We start from the raw sequence: 11,375 nt of genomic DNA, 5'->3' as shown, positions 1-11,375 counted from the left end.
CGGCCTGCTCGACCAGGCCCACGGCGGTCGCCACCACGCGCGGCGTGGGCGACCCGGCGCGTAGTCGCTCACCGGCGAGGACCGCCAGCCCGAGCAGGACGCGGCCGCCCCGGACAGGCCGGAAGACCGTGGGTTCGCGCGGTGGCGCGGGCGCCGATGTCGGGGCCGCGACCGATGACGCCGCCGTCACCGTCCCGCCGAACAGTGGCCGCCCCGGCTCCGCGATGGTGGTCATGCCACACCTCCAGCCCCCGTCCGACACCTGGATTATGCGCCTGACGTGCGGAGATTGTGCCGAGGTGAGGGTTATTTGCGGCGCCCGCCGAACATGGCCCGGATCGCGGCCAACAGCAGCAGCCCGCCGACGACGACGCCGACGAGGACCACCCCGGGAATGTCGTCCGTCGCTGCCTCGGCCGCTGAGTGGATTATGCGCACGCCACCACTTTTACACCATCCCCTTGACCCACTGTGAAAAGGATCCGATCGAGGCCTGTTCGTTACCTGAATGTCGCGTGATAATTCCATGAAAGCAAGCCCGACCGTTGGGGGGCTGCATATGGTTCGCGCGTATCTGCCGATGATCCGACGGGCAGTTGCCGTCATGGCAATCGCGATGGTCGCGGCCGGAATAGCCGCGTGCGGCGCGCCGGATTACACGTACGTAAAGAACTCCGCCGAAAAGACGTACTTCCGGGTGCCGGCGTCGTGGCAGAAGGTGGACCAGGCGGGCCTGGACTACATGACCCAGGCCGAGAATCCCGATTCGGCCAGCGCCCAGTTGCGCAAGAAGATGACCTGGGCGGTGGCGTACGACGCCGACGAGAAGCCCACCGCGGCCCACCTGTTCAGCCTCGCCTCGACGCACCATCCCATCGCGTACGCGAAGGTCATGCACCTCACCGAGGAGCAGGCCAACCTCGTGTCCTTCGACGCGCTGCGCAACCTTTTCCTGCCCGTGTCCGACAGCGCCCGCGCGAGCGCGCTGGAGGCCGGCACCCTGCTGCCCGGCTTCGAGCTGATGGTCGACGAGGTGCTGACCCCGTCGGACGGCGTGCGGGGTGTGCGGGTCGTATACAACTACGAGCTGCCCAACGGGGTGTTGCACACCTTCGACCAGACGACGTTCGTCAACAACGACGCGAGCATCTACTACATGCTGGTCATCCGCTGCTCCTCGCGCTGCTACAAGGAGCGCGCCGCGGAGATCGACGCCGTCGCCACCTCCTTCACGGTGAGGAGCAAGCCATGACGACCGCGACAGACACCGGCCTGAGACCGCCCGGCGAGGTCCCGCCCGCGCCGCCGCGTCCGACGCGCAAGCCGCTGCGCCCGTGGGACCGGATCAAGTTCCTGGTGCTGTTCATCGTGCTCAAGCTGGCGCTCATCTGGGCGGCCATGGCCGACAACCCGCTGCTGCCGTTCGTCGACGCGGTGCGCGAACAGTGGTCGCAGTACATCTGGTGGTACGTCCTGGTGGGGGTGGAGCTGCTCCGGCAGACCCATTACCTGATCAGCGAGCGCTCGGCCGCCTACCACCATTTCTGGACCCACCGGATCTTCGGCGGATTTGAGCGGACCACCCACCGCCGATTCAGCGACTGGACGCGTTTCCGGCTCGCGCGGATCATCAAATGGGCCATCTGGATCGCGATCATCGCGGTTATCGCCGGCGCGATTCTCAAGACCTCGCCCATTCTCGCGCTCTTCCAGGCGCCGGCGCTCCTCTGGTCGGTGCTGCCGTTCTTCGTCCAGATGATTTTTATTCTGTTCATCGCCGTCGGTCAGTTCGTGGCGATCTTCTGGTTCCTGTCCCGGGGCGGCGTCGAGGTCTACTACCCCGATGACATCAAGACCCGGTTCACCGACGTCTGGGGCCAGGACCACGTGCTGGAACGGGTCAAGGAGAACATCCTGTACCTGGAGAAGCCCGAGGCGATCGAGTCACGGGGCGGGTACGTGCCCGGCGGCATCCTGCTCTGGGGCCCACCCGGCACGGGCAAGACCCTGATGGCGGAGGCGGTCGCGGGCGAGACCGGCCGGCCGTACGTGTTCGTCGACCCGGGCGCCTTCATCAACATGTTCTTCGGCGTCGGCGTACTCAAGGTCAAGGGCCTGTTCCGCAAGCTGCGCAAGCTCGCCCTGCGCTACGGCGGGGTGATCGTCTTCTTCGACGAGGCAGACTCGCTCGGCAACCGCGGCGCGCTCGCCCAGGGCGGGCCCGGCTTCCCGCGCGGCATGCGGCCCGCGCCGTGGGCGGACGCGGGCTGCCACGGCATGTCCTACCTGTCCGCCGACAGCCAGTGGCGGCTCAACCGCGACCGGTTCGCGGCGTCGGCGCCGGCCGAGCCGCGCGGCGGTTCCCGCGTGCGGGTCGTCATGGGCAACATGGGGATGGGTGGCGGCGGGATGGGCACCCTGGAGGCGCTGCTCACCGAGCTGTCCGGCCTGAAGAAGCCGCGCGGCTTCGTCAACCGGTACGTGCGCCGGCTGCTCGGCATGCGGCCCAAGCCGCCGCCGAAGTACCGCATCCTGGTCATGATGGCGACCAACCTGCCGGAGGCGCTGGACCAGGCGCTGCTGCGGCCGGGCCGCATCGACCGCATCTACAAGGTCGGGTACCCGAGCAAGGCCGGCCGCATCCGCACCTACGAGGGGTACTTCGAGAAGGTCCGGCACGAGCTGACGGCCGAGAATATCGACAAGCTGGCCACCATCACGCCGTACGCCACCGGCGCGACGATCAAGGACACGGTCAACGAGGCCCTGGTGACGGCGATCCGCGACAGCCGCGAGGTCATCACCTGGGCCGACGTGATCAAGGCCAAGCAGCTCAAGGAGCTGGGCCCGCCCGAGGACGTCGAGTACATCGAGCGCGAGCGGCACGCGGTCGCGGTGCACGAGGCGTGCCACGCCGTGGTCGCCTACCGCACCCGCATGCACATGGAGATCGACATCGCGACGATCGAGAAGGGCAGCGACTACCTCGGCATGGTCGCCAGCATCCCGCCGGAGGACCAGTTCACCCGCTGGCGCACCGAGTACGAGGCGGACATCCTGGTGTCGATCGCCTCGCTGGCGGGGGAGCGGATGTTCTTCGACGGGGACTCGTCGTCGGGCGTCTCCGGCGACCTCGACTCCGCCACCCAGGTGGCCTCCTACATGGAGGGTTACTGGGGGATGGGCGCGACCGTCTCGTCGTACTCCACCGCGAAGCGGCTCGAGGTCGGCGGCATCGGCGCGCCCCGCAAGGAGCGCGAGGACGAGACGAAGGTGCGCAGCGCGCTCGCCGACCGCATCGAGGACAAGCTCGGCGAGATGCTGGAGCGCGTCACGGAGATCCTCAAGGCCAACCGCCGCGAGGTGCTGGCGCTGGCCCACGCCCTGGAGACGCACAAGACGCTGACCGGCGACGACGTGGTGGCGGTCATCGAGCGCCGCCCCGGCCCGCTCGTGGACGGCAGCTTCTACGCGGACCCGGAGCTGGCGGAGCGTCTGGAGGCTTATCACGTCGCGGCGGTGGCCGCCCACCGCGGCCACGCGCAGCTCACGATCGCGATGCCGCAGCTCCCCGCGCCGTCGGAGCCCGAGCCGGCGCCGGCACTCGCCCTCGCGGCGGGTCCGCTGGCCGCCGCCGAGGGCGGTTGGCAGGCGGCCGCCAGCACGCCGGCGGGCGAGTCCGTCGCGGTCGCGGACCCGCCCGGCGAACCGGGCACCCCGGACGCGCCGCCGATTCCCCAGCAGGCCAGCCCGTGGATGCGCCCCAACCCGAACGGCGCGGAACCCGTCAGCGGCCCGCCGCCGGCCGCGCAGTTCAGCATCCCGCCCGCGAGCGCCCCACGGACCCTGCCGCCCATGGGCGGCGCCTCGTTGCCCGACCCGCCCGCCGCGGACGCCCCGCCCGACGACGGCACCCGCGGCCGCTTCGCCGCGGCGCTACGCCGCATCCGCAACCGCTTCAACCGCGCCGACTGACGCACCGCCGAGTGGATCGTGGCCGGAGCGAGCCGACGTTTGGACCGTTACGCAGGTAATTACGCGCTGAGTTCCAGGCGCAACGGTCCAAACGCCGGCGGGTCCTGCGGGGTCGGCGACGGGATTCTGATCACGGCACGGGTTCGCGTTCGGAACGCCGACCTGGCGCCCACATCGCGGAACGCCAACGTTTGGACTGTTATGTGGGGAACTTGGCACCGCGATGACGCGCGTCATGGGCCAAACGTTGGTCTACTCCGGCCTGCCCACTCGTCACGACCGCGCATCGGCATTTGATCAAGAAAGTGCGAGAGTCGAGCGGGTGCCAGAGCGCCCATCCGGTCCAAGATTGCAGGCGGTTTTCCGTCGACAGCGGGGAGTGACGCGGCCGGATACCATCGACGGCGTGTTCGACCAACTCACCCTGCAGGACGACAGTGTGCCCGCGTCGACGCGCGCATCCGCGCTGCGAACGGCGCGGCTGGTCGGTTACGGCCTGGGGTTCGCCGCGCTGAACACCGCGATCGCGTACGTGCTCGCCGGGGTGAACACCTTCGCGTTCCTGAGCGGCGTCGGGTTCAGCGCGCTGTTCGCGGTCGCGGTCGCGAAGGTGGACCGAACGGTGTTGCTGTCGCTGCTGTCGCTCATCCCGGCTGTTCTCGTGGTGGTGGGTTCGGTGCAGTTCGGCATCGAACGGGGGATGGACGACCGCGGCGAGCGTCACGTCGTGACGATCATCGACCACAAGGTCGAGTTCGAGACCATGCATTCGTTCCTGCTCCGCGGCGACGACGCGGAGGTGCTTCCCGAGCCGCTGGAGTATGTCGGCAAGAACCCTCCGTACCAGGTCGGCGACCGCCTGACGGTGCTCGTGGACATCGTCGGGCTCCGACCCGCCGCCGATGTCGACCCGGCCGGCAAGCTGCTTCTGCTCATCCTCGGCGTCGTCGGCTGGACGGGCGTCGCGGTGCTGGCCGGCTGGCGCGGACATCGCCGGAGGTGACAGGGACCGCGCCGATGGACGGGCGTCGTTAGCATGTGCGCCGTGGTAACCGGTCATCCCTCTGGCGGGCCCTCGGTGGGCAGGTCGACGCTGCGGACGGCCTTGGTCGTCCTGCTCGGTGCGGCCGTGGCGGCGGGGAACACCGCGCTGACGTTCGCCACGATGGGGCTCGGGGAGCCGTTCCTCCCCTTCATCGTCGGCTTCTTCCTGTGCGTGTCCTTCCTGGTCGCGGTCGGGTTGCTGCACAGCGCCCGGTGGCTGGCGATCCTGTCCCTGCTGCCGGCCCTGTTCGTCATGGTGGGCTCGAGCCAGCTCGCCCCGGAGCTGGCGCTGCAGCAGCGCGGCGTCCGCCACGAGGTGACCATCCTCGACTACCGGTACGTCAACAACGAGCACACCTTCACGGTGCGCGGCGACGAGGCGGGTGTGCTTGCCCAACCGCTGACGTACGCCGGCCCTACGGCCCCCTACCAGGTTGGCGACCGCCTGGCGGTGGTCGTCGACCCGCAGGGCGTGATCGAGATCATGCCGGCCGGGGACGTCGACCCGGACGGCAAGGTGGCCGTGCTCGTCGTCGGCCTGATCGGCTGGACCGTCATCGCCATGCTGGCCGGCTGGCGGGGGCATGTTCGCCGACACGAGCGCCGGGCCACGGCTCCAGCCGGCGGCGTCCTCCTCGCTGCCGGCGAGGTGGCGGCCGGCGGGGCGGCACTGCTCGACTGAGCCGCATACGATCTTCGCTATGCACCCCGAACCAGGTCCACAGCACCCCCTTGCCCCCACGGCCGGCACGTCAGTGCTGAGAACCGCACTGGTCGTCCTGCTCGGCGCGCTCTTCGTGGCGCTGAACACCGCGATCGGCTACGTCATGGTCGGGGCGACGTGGGTCGCCATCTCCACCGGCGTGCTGCTGTGTCTGCTCTTCGTGGTCGCGGTCAGGGCGCTGCACCGGGCGACGTGGCTGTCGGTCCTGTCGCTGCTCCCGGCCTTCCTCGTGCTGGTCGGCTCCGTGCAGCTGGCCCCCGAGCTGGTTCTGCAGCAGCGCGGCGAGCGGCACGAGGTGACGATTCTGGCTGACCGGGTCGTCGGGAAATCGCACAGCTACCTGCTCGGCAGCGACAAGGTGAGCGTGCTCGCGGAGCCGCTGACGTACAGCGGCGACTACCCGCCCTACAAGGCCGGTGATCGCCTGACGGTGGTGATCGATCCGCGCGGCGTGGTGGAGCTGGAGGACGCGTCAATGGTCGACCCCGCCGGGAAGGTGACCGCGCTCGTCATGGGCCTCACCGGCTGGACCCTCATCGCCCTGCTGGCGGGCTGGCGCGGGCACCGCCGTCGGCACCGGCGCGCCCGTCAGGTCCGACACGACCCCCGCGGCGGCCTCGTCGGGGAGCTGGTCGGCGGGTTCGCCGACGGGGACTGACCCGTCAGCGGAACGCGCCGATGGTCTTGAAGTCGTGTTCCGGGAAGATCTTCTTGACGTCGCCGACGTTGAAGCGGCGCGTCAGCAGCTCGCCCAGCACGTCGCGGACGTCGTTGGCGCCCGCGAGGTCGCCGTTGTCCAGCGCCGACGGCGCGAGACCCGGCCACTTGCCGTGCACCTGCCCGCCGACCAGGCCGCCGCCGAGCATCATCATGAGGCTGCCGTGGCCGTGGTCGGTGCCCGCGTTGCCGTTCTGCGCCACCCGCCGGCCGAACTCGCTCATCGTCACGAGCGTCACGTCCGACAGCTTGTCGCCCAGGTCGGTCGCGAACGCCCCCATGCCCTGGGCCAGCGCGGTGAGGTTGTTGCGCATGTCGCCGCCGTCGACGTTGCCGAGGTTGGTGTGCATGTCCCAGCCGCCGATCTCGACGGCGGCCACGCGCAACCCGACGCCCGCCTTGATGAGCCGGGCCACGTCGCGCAGCTGGTCGCCGAACCCACCCGGCGGGTAGGGCGCCACCGGCCGGTACGGCGTGTTGGCCAGCTTGCGGGCCTGGTCCAGCGCGGCGAGCGTGACCTTCGCCTGCTGCACGACCGGGTGCTCGAAGCCGGTGTAGAGCGTGCGCAGCGCGTTGAGGGTCTTGTCGTGCAGGTAGTCGGGGCCGGAGAGGCGGAACCCCTCGACGCCGTCGAGGACCAGCTTCGGCTCGGTGCCGACGAGCGAGCGCGGCATGGAGCCGCCCTCGGCGATCGCCCGGAACGTGGTGCCGGGACCCATCGCCCCGAGGGTGCGGTCCAGCCAGCCGGTGCGCACCACCTGCGACGCGGAGCCGCGCTCGAGGCAGTCCTGCGCCTGGAAGTGGCTGCGGCTCGCGTCGGGGTTGTGCACCGCGTGCACCGCCGCCATCGTGCCGGCCTTCCAGAACGGCTCCAGCGGCGCGAGCGCCGGGTGCAGCCCGAACGTGTTGTCGCCCTTCAACAGCTGGCTGGTCTGCACGCCGATGTTCGGCCGCGCGTTGAGATAGTTGCGGTCGCCCGCGGGCACGATCACCGACAGCCCGTCCAGGCCGCCGCGCAGGAAGACCACCACGAGGGTACGGGTGACGGTCTCCGGGGCGGCGAACGCGACCCGGGTCGTGGCGAGCTGGCTGCCCAGGGCCGCGACGCCGACCGCGCCGGCGCCGGCCAGCACCCGGCGCCGGGTGAACCCGTGCCGCCAGGCGTCCTTCTGCGCGGTCAGCTCCTCGCACACCTGCTCGGCCCGCACCCGCAGCGCCGCCTCGGCCAGGTTCGGCCCGCGTCGCCGCAGCTCTGCGCGATGCTTCCCACGCCACCTCAGATCGCTCATAACCTCACCGGAGCCCGTGGTAGACGGAGTCGAGGATCATCGGCACGAGCAGCTTGGCCTTGCCGCCGAGGCTGAGGTCCTTCACCTTGGTGGTCTCCTTCGCGCCGAGGAAGGACAGCACCGCCTTGCGGTGGGCGGGGCTCATCTTCTGGAACACCAGCCGCTGCGACAGCTTGTCGACGTACTCGCCGACGGTCTTGGGCTTGAGGCCCACCAGCTCCTCGGGCTCGGGGTACTTCACGCCCTTGTGCCAGCCCTCGGACAGGGCCCGGTGGCTGTTCCAGACACCGAGCGTGGCGTGCGCCGAGTTCCACTGGGTCTGCACGTCGGGGTACCCGTCCGGGGGCAGCCAGCCCAGCGGGGTGTGGCCGAGCTGGTCGGAGAGCCAGTACAGGCCCTCGACGCCCTCGCGGGTCTGCTTGGCCGCGGTGCCCGGGCGCACGCCGAGCACCCGGGACGTGGCTACCAGGTTTTCCAGCGGCCGGCGGGTCTTCAGTCCGGTGGCGACCCAGAACTCGATCGACCGGAACAGCAGCTTGAGCACCGGCACGATGGCGGTGCCGTTGTCCAGGTACGCCTTGGCGAGCCGGTCCACCAGCTCCTTGGGCGGGCGGTCGGTGACGAACCGGATGGCGAGCTTGCGGGCGATGCGCTCGGCCGTCTTCGGGTGCTTGGCCAGATAGTTCAGGTACGCGTCGCCGACCGCGAGCCCGCCGGACTGCGACGAGTTCTTGTGGGTGAAGCCGAGCACCTTCACCTTGCCGGTCCAGTGCCGGTATTTCTCGTACCGGAACCTGCCCTGGTCGTCGACGGTGCGCCCGGTCATGATGTACGCGCTGTGCCGCACGTCCTTCTGGGTGTACCTGGCCTCGACGCCGACGGTGTGCAGCTCCAGGACCTCGCGGCCGTAGTTCTCGTTGACGTTGCGCCGGTCGGAGCTGGCGTTGTCGAGGTAGCGCAGCATCGCCGGGTGCCGGGCGGAGTCGTGCAGCATGTTGGAGAAGCGGCCCAGCGCGTGCTTGCGGATCACGTCCTTGTCGTACGGCGCGCGGGTGTCCCAGCCGCCGTCGAACGGGTTGGTGACGTTGAGGTGGTTGGCCCAGAAGTCGACCATCACCTCGTAGAGCTGGCGGCTGCTCCACATCTGCCGGGCCAGCGTCGCGTGGCCCAGCTCGTACATCGAGTCCCAGGCGTACTGCTTGACCTTGCCGCGGATCTGGGCGGTCGACATGCCCGTCGTGGGGTACAGCGCCGCGACCCGGTCGCCCTCGGGGTCGGCGATGTTCTTCGGGTCGAGCTGGCGGTCGAGCCAGGCGTCGAGACCCAGCTGCCGCACGGCGAGCAGGTCGGGCAGGACCGGGCCGAACGTGGCGCGCTTGAGCAGGTGCAGCGCCGGCTCCGGGCTGAGCGGGGTGAGCTGCACGGCGATCGCCGCCGCGGCGATGCGGGCCGCCTCCTCCAGCGTGTCGGCCACGCCGCCGGCCGCCAGCGCGTTGACGTCCCTGATCGGCGGGCCGGCCGGCGTGTCGTCCGCGGTGAGCGAGGTGTAGACGGTCCTGACGGCGACGGCCGCCCCGGCGACGCCCGCCACGGCGACGGCGCTGCCGCCCAGGCGCAGCAGCACCCGGCGGCGCCCCCGCACCGCGCGCACCGGCGCGGCGGTGCGCACGGTGCGCGCCTTGCGGCCGCGACCCAGCCAGCGCGAGACCCTGGTGACGCGGCGGTGGCGGAACGCGTCACGCTCGTCCGGCCCGAACCCGGCGAACTGTTCGAACTGCGCGGCGGTGGGCTCGAAGGACTGTTGGCGCGGCGCGTCCCGATTAGGGAAGATGAGGTCGATGAGGGGCGCGTCGCCCGATGGCGGCGCCGTGTCCGTGCTTCGCTGGCCAGCCATGAGGGGGAGCGCCTTCCGTCACTGTCGGTGACTGTCGCTGAAATGACTGCTGAGCTAGTTAGCGACCTTAGCGGTTCCTCGGTGTGCGCTCAATGTCAACCGGGTAGGGTGATCTTGTGAGTACGGGCCACGTGTATGTCGGCTGCTACACGACGGGTGCGGGCGGTGAGGGGACGGGCATCATGCTCGCCCGCCGCGACCTGCGCACCGGCGAGCTGGAGGAGCCGGTCACTGTCGCGACGACCCCGGCTCCGTCCTATCTGGTGACGCACCCGTCGCTGTCCGTGCTGTACGCCGTCGACGAGCGGGAGGTCGGCGCGGTCGCGGCGTTCGTCATCGGCGACGACCTGGGCCTCACCCCGCTCGGCCACGACCTCACCGGCGGGTCGCTGCCCTGCCACCTCGCGGTCACCCCCGACGGGCGCCACCTGCTCACCGCCAACTACGGCGACGGCAGCGTCACCGTCCACCGGCTGGGCCCGGACGGCGCGCTCGCCGGCCGCACCGCCCACCACGTCCTCGGCGCGGGCTCCAAGGTCGACGCCGAACGGCAGGCCGGCCCGCACGCGCACGAGATCGTCATCGAACCCGACGGGCTGCTGCGGGTCGTGGACCTGGGCGGCGACGCGGTGTACGCGCTGCGCCTCGCCGACGGCGTACCCACCGAAGTGGACAGCATCCCGGTGCGACCCGGCACCGGACCGCGGCATCTCGTCGCCGCGGACGGCTATGTGTATGTGTGCGGCGAGCTCGACGCGTCGGTCACCGTGTTCGCGGCGGACGCCGCGACGGGCGCGTGGCGCGAGCACGACCGGGTCGCCGCCGGCACGGACAAGGGCGCCCTGTCGGAGATTCTGCTCTCGGCGGACGGCCGGTTCCTCTACGTGGCGAGTCGCGGTCCCGACACCATCGCGACGTTCGCGCTGCGTGACGGCCACCCCACCCTCGTCGGCGAGGTCGGCACGGGTGGGTCGTGGCCGCGGCAGGTCACCCGCGCGGGCGACCTGCTCTACGTGGCCAACGAGCGGTCACACACGGTTGTCGTGTTCCGGCTGGACGCCGCCACGGGTCTGCCCGCCCCCACGGGTTGCGTGCGTCACGTGCCTAGCCCCACTTGTGTCCATGTGATGAGCTGAGCTCGTGGCGGGCGGCGTCAAGTTGACGCCGGTAACCCCGACCCTTGATCCTTGGGCGGTGCGGATGAACCCGATCGGAGTCGATTCGGCCGACGTTGTCGTGCGGCCGCTGTCCGGGCCCGGCGTGATCGCCCGGGCCGAGTCCCTCGTCCTGGTCTGCGAGGACTACGGCGCCGGAGTGGAGGACCTGCTCGCCGCGCTCGCGGCCGTCGCCGGCAACGGCGGCGACGGCAACGCGCTGGTGCGCCGGGTCTCGGCGCTGCTCGCGTCCGACGAGGACGGCGACTACCCCGCGTGCGCCGTCGCCGGGCCGGTCGCCGACGGACGGGTCGCCGTGCTCGTGCACAAGGCCGCCGCCGTGACGGCCGAGACCGAGGGCGGCGTCGTGAAGCTCTCCGGTGTCGACGCCATCACCTCCGTCGACCGGCTCATCCCGGGCCCGGTCGCCACCCTGCGCCTCGCCCTGCCGTCGGCCGGCGACGCCGACCCGCGCCTGCGCCTGGACGGCGGCGTGGTGCTCGGTGCCGGCGTGACCGTCGAGGTCGCCACGCCCCTGATCTTCCAGCCCGACCCCGCCGCCGGGCGGCGCGGCGCCG

The 11,375-nt window shown here is 70.9% G+C and carries 11 protein-coding genes; 7 read left to right on the top strand and 4 right to left on the bottom strand.

Annotated features, from left to right (window positions below; all coding sequences use genetic code 11):
* Both ABD211_RS26970 and ABD211_RS26965 read right to left on the bottom strand, forming a co-directional pair.
* On the bottom strand, positions 1-235 hold a 235-nt coding region (locus ABD211_RS26970), incomplete at its 3' end, for a hypothetical protein (RefSeq protein ID WP_344137802.1).
* A 71-nt stretch (positions 236-306) separates the two neighbouring features.
* Positions 307-438, bottom strand: a complete 132-nt coding sequence (locus tag ABD211_RS26965) for a hypothetical protein (RefSeq protein ID WP_344137799.1) — start codon at positions 436-438, stop codon at positions 307-309.
* Between the two features lie 166 nt (positions 439-604).
* Here ABD211_RS26965 and ABD211_RS26960 point away from each other — a divergent pair, with 166 nt between their 5' ends.
* The 5 genes from ABD211_RS26960 to ABD211_RS26940 all read left to right on the top strand — a co-directional run bounded on the left by ABD211_RS26960 (position 605) and on the right by ABD211_RS26940 (position 6,401).
* Positions 605-1,252 carry a DcrB/PsbP domain-containing protein gene (locus ABD211_RS26960; protein WP_344137796.1) on the top strand — a complete coding sequence of 216 codons (648 nt, stop codon included), beginning with the start codon at positions 605-607 and terminating at the stop codon, positions 1,250-1,252.
* Positions 1,249-3,975, top strand: coding sequence for an AAA family ATPase (locus tag ABD211_RS26955; protein ID WP_344137793.1), 2,727 nt, complete (start codon positions 1,249-1,251; stop codon positions 3,973-3,975). Before ABD211_RS26960 ends, ABD211_RS26955 begins: the two co-directional genes overlap by 4 nt.
* 223 nt (positions 3,976-4,198) lie before the next feature.
* Positions 4,199-4,978: a hypothetical protein gene (locus ABD211_RS26950; protein ID WP_344137790.1), complete on the top strand. Its 780-nt coding sequence runs from the start codon at positions 4,199-4,201 to the stop codon at positions 4,976-4,978.
* Positions 4,979-5,020: 42 nt separating this feature from the next.
* Complete coding sequence (locus tag ABD211_RS26945) at positions 5,021-5,701, top strand: hypothetical protein (protein WP_344137787.1); 681 nt, start codon at positions 5,021-5,023, stop codon at positions 5,699-5,701.
* 19 nt (positions 5,702-5,720) lie between these two features.
* The gene (locus ABD211_RS26940; RefSeq protein WP_344137784.1) at positions 5,721-6,401 is read left to right on the top strand and encodes a hypothetical protein; all 681 of its coding nucleotides are present in this window, start codon (positions 5,721-5,723) and stop codon (positions 6,399-6,401) included.
* 4 nt (positions 6,402-6,405) lie between these two features.
* Here ABD211_RS26940 and ABD211_RS26935 read toward each other — a convergent pair whose 3' ends face one another.
* Both ABD211_RS26935 and ABD211_RS26930 read right to left on the bottom strand, forming a co-directional pair.
* On the bottom strand, positions 6,406-7,749 hold the full coding sequence (locus ABD211_RS26935; RefSeq protein ID WP_344137781.1) for a DUF1501 domain-containing protein: 1,344 nt from the start codon (positions 7,747-7,749) through the stop codon (positions 6,406-6,408).
* A gap of 4 nt (positions 7,750-7,753) precedes the next feature.
* Positions 7,754-9,643 (bottom strand): DUF1800 domain-containing protein, encoded by a 1,890-nt coding sequence (locus ABD211_RS26930; protein ID WP_344137778.1) that lies wholly within the window; start codon positions 9,641-9,643, stop codon positions 7,754-7,756.
* A gap of 116 nt (positions 9,644-9,759) precedes the next feature.
* Between ABD211_RS26930 and ABD211_RS26925 the strand changes: the two genes are divergently transcribed.
* Both ABD211_RS26925 and ABD211_RS26920 read left to right on the top strand, forming a co-directional pair.
* Positions 9,760-10,779 carry a lactonase family protein gene (locus ABD211_RS26925; protein ID WP_344137775.1) on the top strand — a complete coding sequence of 340 codons (1,020 nt, stop codon included), beginning with the start codon at positions 9,760-9,762 and terminating at the stop codon, positions 10,777-10,779.
* Between the two features lie 64 nt (positions 10,780-10,843).
* Positions 10,844-11,375 (top strand): hypothetical protein (locus ABD211_RS26920; RefSeq protein WP_344137772.1); only part of this gene is annotated, 532 nt, incomplete at its 3' end.

The sequence above is a fragment of the Luedemannella flava genome, assembly GCF_039528515.1.
GTDB lineage: Bacteria > Actinomycetota > Actinomycetes > Mycobacteriales > Micromonosporaceae > Luedemannella > Luedemannella flava.
The sequence above is the reverse complement of the archived record's forward strand: the minus strand, read 5'-3'. Positions and strand labels throughout refer to the sequence as shown.